Here is a 19635-nt window from a genome sequence, read left to right on the forward strand (position 1 = left end):
GCGAGATGAGCGAGCACCAGAAGCGCACCGACACAGCAACTCCCGCCGACGACGCGGGAGAGGTCGACCTGGGCACGCAGGCGGTCAGTCGCGACGAGCTGGTCGATGACGACCTCGACGTCGGGACCCAGGCCGCCGACCTCGCCGACCTCGATGTCCGCACCCAGGCGGCGGCGCCGGACTCGGGAAATACCCCGACGGATCGGGTCTCCGGGCGGTCGAGACCGACCATCCCCAGCGAGGGGTTCGCGGGGTTCGGTTCGTCCCGGCGCCTCATCCCCCGCAACCGGTCGATGGTGCACGACCGCCGGCTAGGCAGCGGTCTCGTCGAACTGCCCAAGATCACCGACATCGAGCCCGCCGACGCGGTGCTGACCCATCCGGTCATTGCCGAGCGCAAGCGAACCTGCTGGCGATGCGGAAAGCCGGTGGGGCGCAGCGCAGGACCAGGAAAGGGCGATCTCACGGGAGAGTGCCCGCATTGCGGTTCACGCTATTCCTTCGTGCCCGGACTCGCCCGCGGAACCCTGGTCGCCGACCAGTACGAGATCACCGGCGCGATCGCGCACGGCGGACTCGGCTGGATCTACCTCGCCATCGACCGCAACGTCTCGGACCGACCGGTGGTCCTCAAGGGCCTGCTGAACTCGTCGGATTCCGAGGCCCAGGCGGTGGCGGTCGCCGAGCGGCAGTTCCTGGCATCGGTCAACCATCCCGGCATCGTCAAGATCTACAACTTCGTCGAGCACGTGAACGAGTACGAGGATCGCTTCGGCTACATCGTGATGGAATACATCGGCGGCCAGACTCTGAAGCAGATGACGTCCGACGAAGGCAGTTCCACGACGAGCGGCCCGACGAGCGGCGGTCCCGCCGACAGCTCATCGACCGGTCCACGCGGGAACCACGACACTCACCTGCTGCCCGTCGAGATCGCCATGGCCTACATGCTGGAAGTACTTCCCGCCGTGGGATATCTGCACTCGGTCGGACTGGTCTACAACGACGTCAAGCCGGAGAACATCATGGTCGGAAGCGACGAGGTCAAGCTCATCGACCTCGGTGCCGTCTCCCCGATCAACGGGTACGGCCACCTGTACGGCACGCCCGGGTTCCAGGCACCCGAGATCGTCAAGACCGGCCCGCAGATCGCCACCGACATCTACAGCATCGGCCGCACGCTCGCCGCCCTCACCGTGGACATGCCCAAGGCGGACGGCCGCTACCTCGACGGCCTGCCGTCCCCCGACGAGAACTCGGTACTGGCCGACAACCCGTCGTATTACCTTCTGCTACAACGGGCCACGGCCATCGATCCGGCCGAGCGCTTCGCCTCGACCGATGAGATGACCACCCAGGTACTCAACGTCCTGCGCGAGATCGTCGCAGTGCACACCGGCGTCCCCCGCCCGTCGCTCTCGACGGTGTTCACGCCGCAGCGATCCACGTTCGGCACCGACCTGATGCTGGCGCCCGTCGACGGTTTCTTCGATCCAGATCAGGCCGCGTTCTACGACCCCGTCGACATCGCACGAGCCCTGCCCCTGCCCCTGGTCAATCCGCTCGATCCGGCTGCCGGACTGCTGACCTCGGCCGCGCTGTCGGATCCGCGCCAGACTCTCGACTCGATCCATGCGGCACGAGCCGACGGATTCGCCTCACTGCTCGGCAGGCCGACCGACAATCCTCATCCGTCACTGGAGATCGACCTCGCCGAGGCGCGCGCCCATCTCGAGCTCGACGACGTCGACACCGCACTCGAGCTGCTGCGTGATGTCTCGGCGCACCACGGGGATTCGTGGCGCATGCAGTGGTACATGGCGATCTGCGCGCTGATGAACGACGAGCCCGAGCTGGCCTATGAACGCTTCAGCGATGTGCTGCAGGCGATGCCGGGCGAGGTGGCACCCAAGCTCGCGGTCGCGGGGACGGCCGAACTCATCGGACGATGGTTCTCCGACGAGAACTCGTCGTCGGACCAGCACGGCAGGCGTATCACCGAGTTGTTCGACATCGCCGCGCACCATTACCACGACCTGTGGCTCACCGATCACGCGATCGTCACCGCCGCATTCGGTCTCGCCCGCCTGGCGGTCGCCGCCGGCAAGGTGGACGAGGCGATCGAGCCGCTCGACGAGGTGCCACCGACGAGCAGGCACTTCAACACCGCCCGCGCGACAGCGGTACTCGCGCTGGTCCACGGCAGGCCGATGAGCACCATCACACGCGAACACATCGTCGAGGCGGCACGACGGGTCGGGGTGATGCCCGACAGCGAGCCCCGCAAACAGCGCCTGCTGCTCATCGTGCTCGGCACCGCACTCGGCTGGGTCCACGAGAACCCGGACATGGACCCGGACCTCCAGCCCACCGTGCTGCTCGGGTACCCGTTCACCGAACCGGGACTGCGCGCCGGTACCGAACGTTGCCTGCGCGGACTGGCGAGGCAGACGCGTGTCAACCGGGACCACCGGTTCATGCTGATCGATCTGGCGAACTACGTACGGCCCGACACACTCTTCTGATCGGCCGGCGGGTCGCCGGGACTAGAGCTCGGCGACGATCTCTGCCGACTGCCGCGCGATCGCCAGCTCCTCGTTGGTGGGGACGACCAGCACGTCGACCTTGCTGCCATCGGCCGAGATGCGCCTGGCCTGCTTGGTACGCACCGCATTTCGTTCGTGGTCGACGATGATGCCGTAGTTCTCCAGGTTCGTGAGCGCATCGGCACGGACCGTCACGGCGTTCTCCCCGACCCCGGCCGTGAACGTGATCGCGTCCACCCTCCCGAGCTCGATCATGTACGCGCCGATATACCGTCGGAGCCGGTGGATGTAGACGTCGTAGGCCTTGCGCGCACCGGCATCGCCTGCCGCCATCTTCTCGGTGATCGCGCGAAAGTCGTTCTCGCCGCACAGCCCCTTGAGTCCCGACTGCTTGTTCAGCAGCGTGTCGATCTGGTCCACACCGAGTTTCGCCACCCGGTTCAGATGCATCACGATGCCGGGATCGATGTCACCACTGCGAGTGCCCATCACGAGCCCCTCCAACGGCGTCATACCCATCGACGTGTCGACGGGCCTGCCACCGGCGATGGCCGAAGCCGATGCGCCGTTGCCGAGGTGGAGCACGATCTGGTTGACCTCGTCGACCGGGCGCCCGAGGAACTCCGCGACCTGACCGGAGACGTACTCGTGACTGGTGCCGTGAAAACCGTAGCGGCGGATGGCATGCATGCTGGCGACACCGCGGTCGATCGCGTAGGTGGCCGCGGCATCGGGCAGCGAGTGGAAGAACGCGGTGTCGAACACCGCAACCGACGGAACATCGGGGAGCAATGCCCGCACCGCTTCGATCCCGATCAGGTTCGCCGGATTGTGCAGTGGCGCAAGGGTCGATATCCGGCCGATCTCGGAGATCACCTCGGTGGTGATCAGCGTCGGCTGATGGAAGATCCGTCCGCCGTGGACGACGCGATGACCGACGGCGCGCAGGCCGACCCTGGCGAGATCCGTTCCGCGGTCGGCGAAGAACGCCATCGCCGACTCGACCGCCGCCCGATGGTCTGGCAGCGTCCGTACCTCGGTCACCGATTCGCCGCCCTGCTCGTGGGTGATCGACGAGTCGTGCTCACCGATCCGTTCCGCGATGCCGTCCGCCAGCACCTCTTCGGTATCCGGATGGAGCAGTTGGTATTTGAGCGACGACGAGCCGGCGTTGAGGACCAGCACGGCACCTTCGGCCGACTTCGGATCACTCATCGTTCCTCCCCGGAGGTCGGGGCCTGCTGGGCCTGGATGGCGGTGATAGCGACCGTGTTGACGATGTCGGAGACCAGCGCCCCCCGCGAGAGATCGTTGATCGGTTTGTTGAGTCCCTGCAGGACCGGTCCGATCGCGATCGCGTTCGCGCTCCGCTGCACGGCCTTGTAGGTGTTGTTGCCGGTGTTGAGGTCGGGGAAGATCAGCACCGTCGCCTTGCCGGCCACCGGGGAATCCGGCATCTTGGTCGCGGCGACGCTCGGCTCGACGGCCGCGTCGTACTGAATCGGCCCTTCCACCAAGATCTCCGGCGACCGTTCACGTACCAGATCGGTGGCGACGCGCACCTTGTCGACGTCGGCGCCGGAGCCGGACTGGCCCGTCGAATAGGACAGCATCGCGACGCGGGCGTCGATGCCGAACTGCTCGGCCGTCTGCGCCGACGAGATCGCGATGTCGGCCAGCTGTTCGGCGGTGGGGTCGGGGACCACGGCGCAGTCGCCGTAGGCCAGCACCTGATCGGCGAGGCACATGAAGAAGACGCTCGACACCGTCGACACCCCGGGGCTGGTCTTGATGATCTCGAAGGACGGGCGGATGGTGTGCGCGGTGGTGTGCACCGCACCGGAGACCATCCCGTCGGCGAGTCCGGTGTGAACCATCATCGTGCCGAAATAGGAGACGTCGCGCATGGTCTCGACGGCACGCTCGAGGTCCATCCCCTTGTGCTTGCGCAGGTCGGTGTAGAGCGCGGCAAACTCGTCGAGCCGATCGGAGGTGGCCGGGTCGATCACGTCGACGCCGTCGATGTCGAGTGCGAGTTCCTGTGCGCGAGTGCGTACGACGTCCTCGTCACCGAGCAGGGTGAGCCGCGCGACCCCGCGGCGCAGCAGTCTGCCGGCCGCCCGCAGGATACGATCCTCCTCCCCCTCGGGGAGCACGATGTGCTTGCGCTCCGAGCGGGCCTGCGCCACCAGGCTGTATTCGAACATCTGCGGGGTGACCACCGACGGGGTACGGACGTCGAGGACCTTCATCACCGCCTCCGGGGCGATGTGTTCCTCCATCAATGCGAGCGCGGCCTCGATCTTGCGTGCCGATCCGACGGCCACCCGACCGCGGGTGTGGGCCGCGGTTCGAGCCGTCTCGTAGGTACCCTGCGCACACGAGATGATCGGCAGGGTCGGCCTCAGTCCGCTCACCAGTGCCTGGATCATCGGATGTGGGCGCAGACCACCGTTGAGGATGATCCCGGACAGCCGGGGAAACCCTTGCGCGGTATTGGCATTGACCAGCGCGAGCAGCACGTCGGAGCGATCGGCCGGGGTGATGACCACCGTCCCGTCGGTCAGCCGCTCGAGGATGTGCTCGACCGTCATACCGCCGACCATCACCTTGAGCGCCTCGCGGTCGAGGAGTTCCTCGTCGCCGCTGTACATCTCGGCGCCGAGTGCATCCTTCAGCTCGGCCATGGTCGGTGCGAACAGCACCGGCGCCTCCGGCAGACACCAGGTCGGCGTGCCCGTCTTCTCCACCTCCTTGCCGATCACCACCATCAGTTCCGGTTCACACCGGTTGACGACGATGGCGGCGGTGGTGGCGTGCACTGCCGAGATCTCGGTGAGGAGCAGATCTGCGAGCCCGTGGAGTTCGGACGCGCTCCGCCCGGTTGCCTTGATGGCCAGGATGATCGGCGCCGACAGGTTGGCCGCGATGCGCGCGTTGAAGCTCAGCTCGGAGGGGTTGCCGACGTCGGTGTAGTCCGACCCGATCACCAGGACCGTGTCACAGCGGGCCTCGACGGCGTGGAAGCGCGCGACGATCTCACCGATGGCGCCTTCCGGATCCGCGTGAACCTGTTCGTAGGTCACGCCGATGCAGTCCTCGTACGGCAGATCGACCGAGGCATGGTCGATCAGGAGGTCGAGGATGTAATCGCGTTCGCCCGCGGCAGCCCGCGAGATGGGGCGGAAGACCCCGACGCGCCCGCCGGTCGCCGACAGCAGGGCCAGCAGGCCAAGCGCGATCGTGGACTTGCCCGTGTCGCCCTCCGCGGACGCGATGTAGATGCTGTTCGACGTGCCGGTGTCTGCACCCATGACCGCCAGCCTATCGGCAGGCGGCGATTCAGAGCAGGATGCCGGGATTGCAGACACCCTCCGGATCGAGCGTCTGCTTGACCGCACGCAGCGACGCGAGCGCGAGCTCACCGATCTCGTCGTGGTAGGCAGCACGATGGTCGCGACCCACCGCGTGATGATGGGTGATGCTCGCACCGGTGGCCCCGATCGCATCGTTGGCCGCGATCTTCGCGGCCGACCACTGGGCGATGGGGTCGTCGGCCTGCGGGCAGACCACCGTGAAATACAGCGATGCCCCGGCCGGATAGACATGGCTGATGTGGCACATCACCAGCGGCGGAGTACCCGCCTCGGTGAGGGCGTCGGTGAGCGCCGCGGTGACGGCGGCCTTGAGGTCGGTCAGTCGCGACCAGTAGGTGACAGTCTCGAGGGTCTCCACCAGGACGCCGGCGTCGAGGAGCGGATCGCGCAGGTAGGGGGCCCGGAAACGGCCGGTGCGCCACGCCTCCCCCGGGCCGGTGCCCAGGCCCACGCCGCCGGCCTGTTCGAGAACCCGCCCGGCCGCATTTCGCCGAGCCTCGGCCTCTTGCCGCTGCCCCTCGTATCCGACCACCACCAGGCAGCCACCCTGCGCGGTCGCATCGGCATCGGCGCCTGCACCATCCGGGTCGGCGAGGTTGATCGCGGTCTCCGTCTCGTCGGACAGCCGAAGCACGGTGGGCATCGGCCCGTCCTGTGCGAGCGCGCGCAGGGCGGTGGCACCCGAGTCGAAGTCGTCGAACCGCCAACCCTCGAACACCCGGTGCGCGGGAGCCGGACGGACGCGCACGGTGACCTCGGTGATGATGCCGAACGCCCCCTCGGAGCCGAGGACGAGTTGGCGCAGATCCGGCCCGGCCGCCGATTTCGGGGCCGTGCCGACCGTCATGGTCCCGCGTGGTGTGGCCAGTGTCAGCCCCTCGACGATCTCGTCGAATCGACCGTATCCGGCCGAGGACTGACCGGCCGACCGGGTCGCCGCGTAGCCACCGATCCCGGCACCGGCGTACGACTGCGGGAAGTGACCGATCGTGTATCCCTTGGCGCGCAACAACTCCTCCGCACGGACCCCGCGCAGACCTGCCTGCAGCGTCGCGGTGCGAGAGATCTCGTCGATCTCGACCAGACCGTCGAGCCGGGCGAGGTCCACACTGACGACGCCCGCGAACCCGGTGCGATCCGGTGCGAGTCCACCGACCACCGATGTGCCGCCGGTGAACGGCACCACGGCGACGTGATGGACCGCACAGATCTCGAGGATGCGGAGTACGTCGTCGTGCGATCCCGGGCTGACGACGAGGTCGGGTGCATCGCAGGCGTCGCCACCGCGCAGCGCCAGGATGTCAGGAGTCGAGTAGCCACGGGTGTGGTCGATGCGCGCCCGGTGATCGTCGGTCACGTTCGCCTCGCCCAGTACGTCGACGAGGGCCGACCGCGCGGCGGGCGGGATCGCCGGGTCGTCGAGCACGACGTCGTCGGGGGCCACTCCCCTCCGCTCGCTGCCGTCGGCGCCGACCAGCGCTGCCGCGGCCGCAGGCAATTCGCCGGGCGTTTCCGGGTCACCCCACCGTGGCCTGCGCAGATGGACGACCGGCAGGGCGGTCTCGTCGGTGCTCGGTGAATCGGCGTGGATCTTCATGGCAGCCGGCCTCCTCGGGATCGTTACACATTCACCCTAACTGTCACGGGGCCCGGTGACTGGCACTGCCACCGAAGGACACCGCGACGATGCGTCCCAGAAGTCCGTCCGTTCCAGAAAAGCGCCCCGGAAATGCGCCCTCGAGCGGCGCACCGCGGAGCATAGGTAGATGGCCCCCGTGCTGAGGGTGCTTTTCTGGGGCGCTTTTCTGGGGCGCTTATCAGGGGTGGCGGGCCCGTCGGCCGAGCGTCGACCGACTCACCTGACGATCGCACGCACGACGAGGTCCGCGATCTCCTCGTCGGACAGAGCACTGTCCGGGATGAGCATCAACGAATAGATGGTGCGCACGAGGAACTCGGCCGCGCCCTCAGGGTTCGGGTACAGCTGATCGCCGATCTCCGGTTGGAGGTCGGGGAGGGTTTCCGCGACGATCTGGTGGATCAGGGTCGGCCCACCAGCGTCCTTCGTCGCCACCAGGGCGCGCACGATCTCCTCGGGCTCGTTGCGCAGGACATACTGCAGCGCTTCGTGTTCGCGGATGTAGGGCAGCACGTTGAGGATCTGCGCCCGCACCTTGCCCGCCGCGTCGGGTTCGGAGTCGGCCCACTCACGCAACTTGACGCGCAGGGTGGCCACCTCACGCTCGACGATCGCCGCGATGAGGGCATCCTTGCCGCCGAACATCCGGTAGGCCGTCGCCCGGGCCACGCCTGCCTGCCGGGCCACCGACGTCAGGCTCAGCGCCTTGGCACCGAAGCGTGACACCACTGCCACCCCGACGTCCACCATCCGGTCACGATCCATGGCTGTCAACGGTATCGGACGTACGAGGCAGGTACGGCCTGCCGGACGTCCCGATCAGCCGACCGGCGGAGTCGTGGTGGTCGTGGTGGTGGTCGGCGTGTGCGGACGGGGCAGTAGGGGACGGGGCAGGACAGGACGCGACCGGGTGACGGTCGGGGTCCGCTTCGACGTCACCGTGGGCGTCACGGTCGAGCGGGGACGCGCCGACGGTCGCGCTCGGGTGGAGGTCGAGCGCTTGGGTATCGCGCGATCGGGTGAGGAGAAGGTCGCGGTGAAGACGGCGCGACGCGCGACCTCTTTGCCCACGGGCACCGCGCTCTGGCAGTCCACGACATACGACTGTGCACCCGACACCGCCGACGTCGCGCTCAGCACGCCGCGCTGCCCCGGTCCAAGCGTGGTGGTGGCCGTGGGCGGTTGCGGCCCCACGCGGCCCAGCGTGCAGAACACGGGCACGGGACGAATCCCGTTGTTGCGCAATTCGACACGTACCGTGCGGTCGGAGACGCGGACGCCGCAGTCGGGAGCGGGTCCGGAGCCCTGGAACTGTCCGCACGAGGACCTGGTGACGGATGGAGCGGCCGACGTCGGCGACGCATCCACGACGAGCATGGTGACGCCACTACCCGCGGCGACCAGCCCGCCGGCGGCGATCAGCACAACAAGTTTTCGCATACGTTCGCTCCTCGACGACGTGGATCAACCCTAGCCCGTTCGGGCAGGTGTCGGCACCTCGTCGTCGGAGGTCCGCGGGCGTGAACGCAGGAGCCCCCGGCCGATGGCCACCCCGGCCAGACACAGGACCCCGCCGACGATCCGGATGGCGGGCGGGAGTTCGCCGAGGAACCACCACGACATCAGGATGACGATCGCCGGCACCGCGAGTGTCGTTGCCGCGAGCTTGCCCGCGTCGGTGCGCGCCAACGCGTAGGCCCAGGTGGTGAAAGCGATCGCCGTCGGGCCGACGCCGAGGTAGACGATCGCCCCGACCTGCCCGGGATCGGCCGCGGCCAGCTCTCGCATCGCGGTCGGCGCGAAGGGCAGCGTGGCGACCAGACCGGCCACCGCCCCCAGCCAGGTGGCGGTGACGGCGTCGACGTCGCGCAGGGCCACCTTCTGCAGCAGGACACCGGCGGCGTATAGGACGGCGGTGACGACCCCCAGCGCCAGTCCGAGCCAGTCGGCATGGGCACCGTCGCCGCCGACGGTGATCAGCACGACCCCGCTGAACGAGATGACGATTCCGATCACCAACGTCCGCGAGAATCCCTCCCCGAGGAAGAACCCGGCGTACACGGCCACGATGATCGGCGCGAGGTTGACGAGGAGGGCGGCGGTGCCGGCGTCGAGGTGTTGCTCGGCCCAGTTCAGCACCACGCTGTAGGCGCCGAACCACGCGACACCGTAGGCGATGACGAGGCGCAGGGCCCGGCCGCGCGGCCATCGGGGCCCGGTCCGGGCCCGACTCGCAGGCCGACGTCGCGCGACGACGAGCACGACGGTCAGCGCCACGACACCGAACAGCAGACGGAGGAACGCCATCGAGCCCGGCGAGAAGATCGGCCCGAGGTCGCGGATCACCACGAAGGCCGATGCCCACAGCACTACTGTGACGGTTGCGGCGATTGCCGACCGATAGATCGGATCGGAGGTGCGCGTCAGCATGCCAACCAGCATCGCTGGAGCAAGTGATTAGCACAAGCGACTATTCGTTGTGGACAATTAAGCGCTGCTGTAGTTTCGGCTCATGGTCGATCCTCACCGTCTCCGCGTCTTCCGGGCCGTCGTCGCCGAAGGTTCGATCGGCGGCGCGGCCCGGGCACTGGGTTACACGTCGTCTGCGGTGAGCCAGCACATCTCCGCACTGCAACGGGAGACCGGCCTGGCGCTGGTGGAACGCGATGGTCGCGGCGTGCTGCCGACGCAGGACGGGCTCATCCTCGCCGAGGAATCCGCAGCCGTGTTCGACCACCTCGCACGACTCGACGGGATCGTCGGCGACCTCCGTCAGGGTCGGGCGGGGCGCCTCTCGGTGAGCTACTTCGCGTCGGCGGGGACCACCTGGATTCCCCCGATCGTCGCCACCATCACCCGGGAGTTCCCCGACATCCGACTCGACCTGCGTCTCGTCGAACTCGCGGAGGACTCCCCGCCCGGACCCGACGTCGAGGTCTACGTGGACGGCGCGGCGAGCTCGACGTTGGGCGGCTACGAGTGTGAGCACCTCGTCACCGAGCCGTACTACGCTGTGGTGCACTCGGATTCGACACTCGCCGACGCGGGCCGGGTCACCCTCGGCGAACTCGCCACGCGATCGTGGGTGGACAACGACATCGCCCGCGGGCCGTGCCGGCAGGCGCTGCTCGATGCGTGCACCGCCATCGGGTTCACCCCCGACTTCGGCGTGCAGACGCAGGATTATCCGACCGCGATCCGATTCGTCGCGGCCGGCGTCGGGCTCACCGTCGTCCCGGAGCTCGCCCTCGTCGGATTGCCCGACGAGGTGGTCGCGCTACCGATCGAAGACCCCACCCCGACCCGCGCGATCTGGATGCGGCGTCATCACCGGGTCGCGGGCAGTCAGGCGGCCGACCGCGTCGTCAGTCTGCTGCGGTCGGCCGTCTGAACACGCTCAGGCCGACAGCTTGCGCAGCCGGGGCGCGAGGTCCTTCTCGAAGTTCTCCAGGAAGCGACGCTGATCGTGGCCGGGCGCATGGAACACCAGGTGGTTGAGTCCGCAATCGGTGTAGAACTTCACCTTCTCCACCGCCTCGTCGGGATCGGACGCGACGATCCACCGTTTGGCCACCTGCTCGATGGGCAGTTCGTCGGCCAGTCGTTCCATCTCGGTTGACGAGTTCACGCTGTGCTTCTGCTCGGCGGTCAGCGACAGCGGCGCCCAGAACCGGGTGTTCTCCAGTGCCAGTTCGGGATTCGGATCGTAGGAGATCTTGATCTCGATCATCCGATCGATGGCGTCGAAGTCGCGCTCGGCCTTCTCCGCACCCTCCTTGACCGCAGGGATCAGCTTCTCCTGATAGAGATCGGCTCCCTTGCCCGAGGTGCAGATGAAACCGTCTCCCGCGCGTCCGGCGTAGCGTGCCACCACCGGTCCACCCGCAGCGACGTAGACCGGGATCGGCTTCTCGGGCACGTCGTACATGTACGCGCCCTGGGTCTTGTAGTACTCGCCGTCGAAGTTGATCTCCTCGCCGGTCCACAGTTCGCGCATGAGCTTGATCGACTCACGCAGCCGGGCGAAGCGCTCCTTGAATTCGGGCCATTCGCCCTGGAAGCCGGTCGCGTACTCGTTGAGGGCCTCGCCCGTGCCGACGCCCAGCATGATGCGTCCCGGATACATGCACCCCATCGACGCGAAGGCCTGCGCGATCACCGCCGGGTTGTAGCGGAACGTCGGGGTCATCACCGACGTCCCGATCTGCACCCGCTTGGTCCGCTCCCCCACCGCTGCCATCCAGGCCAGCGAGAACGGGGCGTGCCCGCCGTTGTGCCGCCACGGCTGGAAATGGTCGCTGACCGCGACCGAGTCCATGCCGTGCTCCTCGGCGGCCACCGCGATCTCCACCAGCTCACGCGGATCGAACTGCTCCGCCGACGCCTTGAAACCGAGCTTGAGTTCTGCTGCCACGTGTTACCTCGCTCCTGACGGCCGCGGCTTGTCGAGCGCGCGGACTCCTCACCGATCGATCACTCTGTTCCAACCTACTCAGGGCCGTGGGGTCGCGCTGCCACCGGTCGACGAACGCGGGGAATCCAGCCGTGCCTTCACACCCAGATGCGCCGCCGCGATGATCAATGCGACCAGGGTCATCGGCGCGCCGGCAAGCACTGACAAGAGCCAGAAGCTCGCCCAGTTCGCCAGACCCGCGAACGAGAGTCCGGCCAGCGCGATGACGGCCAGCCAGGACACCCACCACCGCATCGCGAGGGCCGCCACCACCGGTGGCGCGGCCAGCAGCAGTCCGAGTCGGACGAGCGGCCCGGCGCCCAGGGCATGGACCATCGAATCGTCACAGGTGGCCCCGCTGCGCGTACCGGGCTCGTACAGCACGCCGCCTTTCGAACACGACAGCGACCAGAGGGACACGGGTTCGACGGCGAACCACACGGTGAAAGCCACTGCGAGCACTGCCAACACCCACCACGCTGCGCGCACCTTCGCCACCCCCGGACCGTAGCGCGCCGGGGTCCGGAGCCGGGCGACCCAGGCGCGCTGTTGTCACGATCAAATCTGTCGGTGGGGTGACATAGAGTTCTTGTCAACGGGATCGACGAGTTGATGTGAGTACCGGAGCAAGCCGCTGCAGGGCCCAGTAGGGCTCGGCGGCTTGGTCTTTCAGAGAATGTGAATGCCGAGTGACGGTCCCGACGGTGTTCATTCGTTCTCTGAGAGGCGTGTCTGGTGTCGGGTCCGGCGTGGAGGTTGTCGTCGTGGTGGGGTGAGGTCTCGCCGTGGCCAGATCTGCCTGCCTTTTTCACCGGTCGGGTCGACGTCGCTGAGCTCGGCGAGGCTGACACCAATGATCTGATCGGCAGCCTGGTCTCAGCCCAACGCGGTCGCTCGTTTTTGGCGTGGCGCGATTATCGGGTGGCCGCCGAGTTGCATGCGCGGTTGGTGGGTACCGAGTCGGATCCGCACGATCTCTTGTTGGTGGATGGGTTCGCCGATTGTGCGGCGCGGATCGCGATCAGCTTCGGATGCGTTGCGGGATCGGTTGCCGCAGGTGGCCGAGCGGTTGCGGGACGGGCGGATCTCGGCGGAGCGGGTCACGTCGATCATCGCGCGCACCGATCTGGTTGACGGTCATGACTGTGCCGCCGTGGTGGATGCCGACATCGCTGCCTGCCTGGATCTGCACGAGGGTGCGTGGTCGGTGGAGCGGTTGCGCGACATGGTCGACAGGATCGTCTACCGACACGATCCTGATGCGGTGCGTGAGCGCCGGCAGAAAGCCGTGGACGCGCGGGGCGTATCCACCCGACCGTTGCCCGATGGGATGGCGAAGTTCTCGGCGACGATGTCGGCGGAGAATGCATGCCTGTCGGACGGGTCTGTGAAGGCGCTGGCCGCGTGCGCGTGTGAGCACGATCCGCGCACCACGCAGCAACGACGTTCGGATGCCACGTTCGCGCTGTTGACTGGCACTGCGTTCGAGTGTGAATGCCGACGTGAGGACTGCGACGCGGTCATCCCCGAACCGGGCGCCGTCGCGCTGACCGAGCCCAAGGTTGTCATCCACGTGGTCGTCGACGAATCCACTCTGAATGGTGACGCCGACAACGCCGGCTACATCGCCGGACACGGGGTCATATCCGACGAGCACGCCCGCGATCTGGCCGCGCGGCCCGATGCCGTGATCAAGCCGCTCGTGCCGAAAGGGACGCCGGAGAATCTGGACGGCTCGTTCACCGTGGCGGCCCATCTGCCGTCGGATCCGTACCGTCCGACGGCCGCGTTGGACACATTCGTGCGGATTCGGGACGGCTCCAGCGTCATTCCTGGGTCGGAGGTGTCCGCGTTCGACGCCGACCTCGACCACGTCGAAGAGTTCGACCACGACGATCCGGCGTCGGGTGGTCACACCCTGCCCGACAACCTCAACGCCAAAGACCGCTTCTGGCACCTGCTCAAGACCTTCGGCGACTGGGTCGACGACCAGTACCGTGACCGACACGGCGCGTTGAGGACCGAGTTCATCACCCCCGAAGGCTTGGTGATCCCGGGCGATCCGGAGAACCTGGACATCCTGTTCCCCGGGTTGCGGCGGATTCGGTTCAAAGTGCCACCCGGCGACGACGCCGACCCTTCGAGACGCTCGCACGCTCGCTCCTCAGGGAACGAGAATCGCTCCACGAGCCGGGTGGCGGCCAAACATGCCCGCCGACGCCGCGAACGCGAACGCAACCGGCAACGCCGCGAAGCGGAGGACGAGACCAGTTCTCAGCCCATAGCCTCGAACGCCCGGTCGAAGGCGGCCAAGGTGTCGATGACACGAGCCATGTCGCCTGGCGAGATCTCGGGGAAACGCGACCGCGCCTCGTCGAAGAGTTCGTCGCCGCGACGCACCGTCGCAGTACCAGCTTCGGTGAGGGCGATCTCGTTCTCCCGGCGCGATCTCGGCGACGGCGATACCACGATCAGCCCGGCCGCCACTCCGTTGTCGATCTGGCGACTGACTGTCGACTTCGTCAACCCGAGCCGGTCCGCGATCATCTGCTGATTGAGCCGATTCGGGAACGCGTCGATCGTCGAGAGCACCAGGAACTGCGGCAGTGAGATACCGAGCCCGCTGCGGAACAGCGCGTCACCGGTGCGATCCATCAGGCCCGCGACCCTGCGGAGCAGAAACCAGAACCGCGCGAAGTCGTCGGGCAGTTCGGGCAGGTCCTTGTCGTTCGGCACGACGATCACGGTAACAAAAGTTTGACCGACAACAGTTCAAGGCGTATCAGTTGTAGTTACAACTGTTGAATCCTGAACCTTTATCGGAGGCCCGAACCATGCGCACTCTCGTCGTCCTGGATCACCCGTACACGCTCACGTCCTCGGCCGACGTCGAGCACCAGCGCAGTTTCTCCGCCGCCGTCGCCGACGCGGCCATCCGAGGCGCCCGCTCCGCCGGCCATGAGGTCGACGTCATCGACCTCGCCGCGGACGGTTTCAACCCGGCGATGACCGCCGACGACCTGCGAGCGTGGCGCCTGCAGCAGGTCGCCGACCCGGTGGTGGCCGGTTACCAACGGCGTGTGCTGGCCGCGAATCACCTGGCGTTCGTCTTCCCGATCTGGTGGGAGGCGATGCCCGCGGCGACGAAAGGGTTCCTCGACAAGGTCCTCACCAAGGGCATCGCCTACGAGGAGATCGAGGGTGCGCGAGGCAATCCGTTTCGCAACCTGATGACCGAGTTGCGGGGCGTGTCGGTACAGACCGTGATGACCACCCCGCATCCCGTCTACCGCTGGTGGTTCGGCGACCCGGTCACCAAGATCATGTTCCGCGGGACCTTCGGCAAGATCGGCGTGAAGAACCTGCGCTGGCACAACTACGCCAATGTCACCGCCGCCGGGAACGAGCGTCGCGCAGCCCTGCTGACGTCGACGGAACAGCGTTTCGCGCAACTCGCGTGAGCGCCGATTGGACTTCAAGTGAACTTGAGGTTCTACGGTGGTCGTCATGAGCATGGAATCGGTGGGCTGGGACACCATGTACAAATCGATGAACGCGCCGGAGGCACGGAACCTCCGGGGCGAGCGAGGCACCACGCTGCGACGTATCGCGCAGTTCGCGAGGCCACATCGGCGCCGGATCGCCGTGTTCCTCGGACTGTCGGTGCTGACCGCACTGCTGACGGTCGTGACTCCACTGCTGGCCGGACGGGTGGTCAACCTGATCACCGGCGGCGGCAGCGGTGGTGCGATCGCCGGCTTGGCGTTGGTCATCGCGTTCATCGCCGTCATCGAGGCGGCAGCGGGCATCGGGACGCGCTGGTTCTCCGCCAACATCGGCGAGGGACTGATCCTGGATCTGCGCCGCTCGGTGTTCGACCACGTGCAGAAGATGCCGGTCGCGTTCTTCACCCGCACGCGAACCGGCGCCCTGGTGAGCCGCCTCAACAACGACGTCATCGGAGCGCAGCGAGCGTTCAGCGACACGCTGTCCGGCGTGGTGTCGAATGCGGTGACCCTGGTCCTGACGCTGGGCGTGATGATCGCGATCAGCTGGCAGGTGACGCTGCTCGCCCTGGTGCTGCTGCCGGTGTTCGTGATCCCGGCACGCCGGATGGGCAAACGGATGGCGTCCCTCTCCCGCGAGGCTGCCGAGTACAACGCGCGGATGTCGACGCAGATGACCGAACGGTTCTCGGCGCCGGGCGCGACCCTGGTCAAGCTCTTCGGTCGCCCTGACATCGAATCGACCGAGTTCGCCGATCGCGCAGATCGGGTGCGCGACATCGGGGTTCGCCGCGCAATGCTGCAGGCATACTTCATGACTGCTCTCACGCTCGTGTCGGCGCTCGCATTGGCGCTCGTCTACGGGCTCGGCGGGTGGCTCGCCGTCGGCGGCCATCTATCCGCCGGAGCCGTCGTCTCGCTGGCCCTCCTGCTCACGCGGATGTACGCGCCGCTGACCGCGCTGGCCAACGCGCGCGTCGAGATCATGAGTGCCCTGGTCAGTTTCGAGCGTGTCTTCGAGGTGCTCGACCTCGAACCGCTGATCGCCGACAAGCCGGATGCACGACCCGTCCCGCACGGCCCGGTCACCGTCCACTTCGACGACGTGTCCTTCGCCTACCCGTCGGCGGACAAGGTGTCGCTGGCTTCGCTGGAAGAAGTTGCGCAACTCGATAATCGGGGTGGCTCCACGGTCCTGCACAACATCGACCTCGAGGTCCCGGCCGGGACGATGACGGCGCTCGTCGGCAGCTCGGGTGCCGGCAAGTCGACCATCGCCAACCTGGCCACCCGCCTCTACGACGTCGACGCAGGCGCCATCGCGCTGAACGGTGTCGACCTCCGCGATCTGCAGAGCGCTTCGGTCCATCGGACCGTCGGACTCGTGACCCAGGACGGACATCTGTTCCACGACACTGTCCGCGCCAACCTGGCGCTCGCCGATCCCGAGGCATCGCAGGAGCGGATCTGGGACGCCCTGCGACGGGCACGCCTCGACGACCTGGTCGCGTCACTGCCGGACGGCCTCGACACCGTCGTCGGGGAGCGGGGATATCGGCTCTCCGGCGGCGAACGTCAGCGCCTCACCATCGCGCGACTCCTGTTGGCCCAGCCGTCGGTGGTGATCCTCGACGAGGCGACCGCACACCTCGACTCCACGTCGGAAGCGGCTGTGCAGGAAGCACTCTCCGAGGCCTTGGTCGGGCGTACGTCCCTCGTGATCGCGCACCGGCTGTCGACCATCCGCGCCGCCGACGAGATCGCCGTCCTGGAGCACGGCCGGATCGTCGAACGCGGCGACCATGCGACCCTGCTCGCACGCAACGGTCGCTACGCCGAGCTCTACCGCACACAGTTCGCCGAGGAGCCCCGATTGAATGTCTGTGACGAGGAATTGACGGCCTGACATTTCAGGGCCGGGCGGCCCATTCGTGCCACACCAGGTCGCGCACCACGATGACCGGGCCGTCCGGCCGTTCCGTGCGATATTGCTGATACTTCTCGGCGAGAAGGTCGATCGCGCCGGCACCCGTCGCCGTAGCGGCGTCCACCACGTCGGCCCGACCGTCGACGCGGACCCACCACAGCGAAGTCCAGTCGTCTGCGTAGTGGTCCACGAGCAGCGAGACCGAAGGGTTCGCGGTGATGTTCGCGAGCCGACGCAGACGGCGGGTCCGTTTGGGCTTGTGGTCGACGCACGAGTAGACGGCGTCGGCGTCGGGAGAGAGCGCGAAGACGATGGGTACGAGATGCGGCGCGACGCCTGTTGCCGCAGCCGCCTCACCCACGGTGGCCAGCCGGGCGACCCGGGCCGCACCGAACCGTTCCCGTGCGGAGCTCATCGGACGTTCAGTCGTCGGGATCGGCGGCGTTCGGCCGAGCGGGCGGCGTCAGCTTGCGGCGCCGGAACTGCAGGAAGATCAAGCCGATGTTGACCACCACGATCGCGATGCCGATCACCACCCACAGCCAGCGACCTTCGCGCCACCAGTTCACGGTCAGCAGAGCCACGCAGACCATCAGGATCACCGAGCCGACGATGGTCATCCCGCGGGAGAAGCCCAGGGCCCCTCGTTGGAAGTCGTTGTTGATCATCGCAGAACTCTCATTGCAGCTCTCTCACGTCAGGTCTGGATCAGGATCACCGCGGCGATCGCCACGGCAATCACCACTATCGCAACGACGAGGAACACCACGTGCGACGGCCCCGGCATCTCGCCCCCGTCGCGGAGGACGGCCATCGTGCGGCGCCACCGCCAGGCACCCAGCAGGGCGATCGCGCAGCCCAGGCCGACCATCACGAGTCCGAGCGCGGCCTCCACCACCGGATGCGCGATGTCGTCGGAGACATAGACGACGGCGACCCCGGCGGCCATGAAACCGAGGGACGTGCGTACCCAGGCCAGCACCGTCCGTTCGGCGGCCAGCGTGAAACGGGCGTCGATCGCTCCCGGCGTGGCCGGCGGTTCGGCGGACGGTTGGTTGGACGGTTGGTTGGACTCGGACTCAGCCGGCCCGTTGGTCCTTTCGGTGGTCAGCGTCCTTGGCCTCTCGGATTGCATGGGCAACGAATGCGGAGATCACCTCGATCGCGTGCACCGTCTCCGGATGACGTGTGGTGAGCACCGGAAACGCGTGCACCTGCCAAGAATAGCTGTGGCCGACGGCGTCGACACCCGCGTCGTCGAGCTTCTCGACCAACTCGATCACATCGGCCTCGAGCATCTCGCCCTCGGCGGTGATGATCGCGGTCGGCGGAAAATCCGAGTCGGCGATCGCCGGGATGCGACGTATGCCCGAGAACGGGATCGGCCCACGGCCGAACAGCTGCGCGAGCTGCGCCATCTTGCTCTTCGGGATGTACGCGTCCGAGCGGCTCGAACGATCGGGGTTGGTCCCGACGTCGAGGTCGAGCAGCGGCGAGACGCCGATGAAGGCGGCCGGTCGCGGCAGCCCCTCGCGTGCGGCGGCCTCGACCACCTTGCCGGCAAGAAAACCGCCCGCGGAATCACCGGCGACGATCACACGCCGATACCCGCGCTCGCCGACGAGTTCGCGGTAGGCCTCCACCGCATCAGACACCGATGTCCCCACGCCGACCGACGGCAACTGGCGGTACTCGACGGAGAAGACGGGGAGTCCGCAGGCGCTCGACAGCCGGCTCGCGATCGACCGGTGGGTACCGAGTCCGCACACCAGGAAGGCGCCACCGTGCAGGTAGAGGATCGCGGTCTCGGAGTCGCGGCCTGATGGCCCGGACGGCATGATCAACTCGACCGGCCGGTCCGCGAGGGTCATCTGTTCGCGGACCACTCCTCGGGGCTTCGGCCCGACCGCGATCGCACGATCGATCAGGAACAGTCCCGCCATCCCCGCCGTGCTGAGCGGCCACAACGACAACGTGGGTCGTAGCAGGGTCCGCGCACCGAACCAGAGCGGATACGACAGGAGGCTGGGTTTGCGATGGTGAACTATCGGCATGCTCGTTCCTCCTCATCCAGTGACGCTGAACATGCTGAGGCGGATGGTCTACACATCGGAACTCGGGACGTGCTGAGATACATCAGTCCGAAAACTACACCGGTAAACTCCGATGTCGCCTGCAATCCGTTGG

17 protein-coding genes and 1 pseudogene are annotated in these 19635 nt (G+C 67.3%); 5 read left to right on the plus strand and 13 right to left on the minus strand.

The window, feature by feature from the left end:
- Nucleotides 1-5 precede the first annotated feature (5 nt).
- Nucleotides 6-2525, plus strand: coding sequence for a serine/threonine-protein kinase (locus tag OVA31_RS08640; RefSeq protein ID WP_267630665.1), 2520 nt, complete (start codon nt 6-8; stop codon nt 2523-2525).
- Between the two features lie 21 nt (nt 2526-2546).
- Here the strand turns inward: OVA31_RS08640 and OVA31_RS08645 are convergent, their stop codons facing one another.
- The 6 genes from OVA31_RS08645 to OVA31_RS08670 all read right to left on the minus strand — a co-directional run bounded on the left by OVA31_RS08645 (nt 2547) and on the right by OVA31_RS08670 (nt 9992).
- Entirely contained in the window at nt 2547-3761 is a 1215-nt protein-coding gene (locus OVA31_RS08645) for an acetate kinase (protein ID WP_267630666.1), read from the minus strand.
- A complete protein-coding gene (gene pta, locus OVA31_RS08650; protein WP_267630667.1) occupies nt 3758-5860 on the minus strand; it encodes a phosphate acetyltransferase in 2103 nt (700 codons plus the stop codon). Before pta ends, OVA31_RS08645 begins: the two co-directional genes overlap by 4 nt.
- Nucleotides 5861-5888: 28 nt before the next feature.
- Entirely contained in the window at nt 5889-7520 is a 1632-nt protein-coding gene (locus OVA31_RS08655) for an FAD-binding oxidoreductase (protein WP_267630668.1), read from the minus strand.
- 258 nt (nt 7521-7778) lie between these two features.
- On the minus strand, nt 7779-8327 hold the full coding sequence (locus tag OVA31_RS08660; protein ID WP_267630669.1) for a TetR/AcrR family transcriptional regulator: 549 nt from the start codon (nt 8325-8327) through the stop codon (nt 7779-7781).
- A gap of 54 nt (nt 8328-8381) precedes the next feature.
- Nucleotides 8382-9002: a hypothetical protein gene (locus OVA31_RS08665; RefSeq protein ID WP_267630670.1), complete on the minus strand. Its 621-nt coding sequence runs from the start codon at nt 9000-9002 to the stop codon at nt 8382-8384.
- Nucleotides 9003-9032: 30 nt separating this feature from the next.
- Nucleotides 9033-9992: a DMT family transporter gene (locus OVA31_RS08670; protein ID WP_267630671.1), complete on the minus strand. Its 960-nt coding sequence runs from the start codon at nt 9990-9992 to the stop codon at nt 9033-9035.
- Nucleotides 9993-10074: 82 nt separating this feature from the next.
- Between OVA31_RS08670 and OVA31_RS08675 the strand changes: the two genes are divergently transcribed.
- The gene (locus OVA31_RS08675) at nt 10075-10953 is read left to right on the plus strand and encodes a LysR family transcriptional regulator (RefSeq protein ID WP_267630672.1); all 879 of its coding nucleotides are present in this window, start codon (nt 10075-10077) and stop codon (nt 10951-10953) included.
- A 6-nt stretch (nt 10954-10959) separates the two neighbouring features.
- On the opposite strand, the gene fgd is transcribed toward OVA31_RS08675, so the two are convergent.
- Nucleotides 10960-11976 (minus strand): glucose-6-phosphate dehydrogenase (coenzyme-F420), encoded by a 1017-nt coding sequence (fgd, locus tag OVA31_RS08680; protein WP_267630673.1) that lies wholly within the window; start codon nt 11974-11976, stop codon nt 10960-10962.
- Between the two features lie 78 nt (nt 11977-12054).
- Entirely contained in the window at nt 12055-12513 is a 459-nt protein-coding gene (locus OVA31_RS08685) for a hypothetical protein (protein ID WP_267630674.1), read from the minus strand.
- 490 nt (nt 12514-13003) lie between these two features.
- Between OVA31_RS08685 and OVA31_RS08690 the strand changes: the two genes are divergently transcribed.
- Nucleotides 13004-14569 (plus strand): DUF222 domain-containing protein, encoded by a 1566-nt coding sequence (locus OVA31_RS08690; RefSeq protein WP_420714200.1) that lies wholly within the window; start codon nt 13004-13006, stop codon nt 14567-14569.
- Here the strand turns inward: OVA31_RS08690 and OVA31_RS24750 are convergent.
- Nucleotides 14512-14670: pseudogene (locus tag OVA31_RS24750) on the minus strand (MarR family transcriptional regulator); the annotation flags it as partial. The gene OVA31_RS08690 and the pseudogene OVA31_RS24750 sit on opposite strands and share 58 nt — an antisense overlap.
- A gap of 179 nt (nt 14671-14849) precedes the next feature.
- Between OVA31_RS24750 and OVA31_RS08695 the strand changes: the two are divergent.
- Together OVA31_RS08695 and OVA31_RS08700 are read left to right on the plus strand one after the other, a co-directional pair.
- Complete coding sequence (locus tag OVA31_RS08695) at nt 14850-15476, plus strand: NAD(P)H-dependent oxidoreductase (RefSeq protein WP_267630676.1); 627 nt, start codon at nt 14850-14852, stop codon at nt 15474-15476.
- A 46-nt stretch (nt 15477-15522) separates the two neighbouring features.
- Complete coding sequence (locus OVA31_RS08700) at nt 15523-17427, plus strand: ABC transporter ATP-binding protein (RefSeq protein ID WP_267630677.1); 1905 nt, start codon at nt 15523-15525, stop codon at nt 17425-17427.
- A gap of 4 nt (nt 17428-17431) precedes the next feature.
- On the opposite strand, the gene OVA31_RS08705 is transcribed toward OVA31_RS08700, so the two are convergent.
- Genes OVA31_RS08705 through OVA31_RS08720 form a run of 4 tightly spaced genes read right to left on the minus strand, consistent with a single transcriptional unit; the run spans nt 17432 to nt 19502 of the window.
- Nucleotides 17432-17863 carry a TIGR03668 family PPOX class F420-dependent oxidoreductase gene (locus tag OVA31_RS08705; protein WP_267630678.1) on the minus strand — a complete coding sequence of 144 codons (432 nt, stop codon included), beginning with the start codon at nt 17861-17863 and terminating at the stop codon, nt 17432-17434.
- Between the two features lie 7 nt (nt 17864-17870).
- Nucleotides 17871-18116: a hypothetical protein gene (locus OVA31_RS08710; protein ID WP_267630679.1), complete on the minus strand. Its 246-nt coding sequence runs from the start codon at nt 18114-18116 to the stop codon at nt 17871-17873.
- A 29-nt stretch (nt 18117-18145) separates the two neighbouring features.
- Nucleotides 18146-18583, minus strand: a complete 438-nt coding sequence (locus OVA31_RS08715; protein WP_267630680.1) for a DUF202 domain-containing protein — start codon at nt 18581-18583, stop codon at nt 18146-18148.
- Complete coding sequence (locus OVA31_RS08720) at nt 18528-19502, minus strand: alpha/beta hydrolase (RefSeq protein ID WP_267630681.1); 975 nt, start codon at nt 19500-19502, stop codon at nt 18528-18530. The genes OVA31_RS08715 and OVA31_RS08720 overlap by 56 nt, the downstream gene beginning before the upstream one ends.
- Nucleotides 19503-19635 lie beyond the last annotated feature (133 nt).

The organism is Gordonia sp. SL306 (genome assembly GCF_026625785.1).
In the GTDB taxonomy this organism is placed as follows: Bacteria; Actinomycetota; Actinomycetes; order Mycobacteriales; family Mycobacteriaceae; genus Gordonia.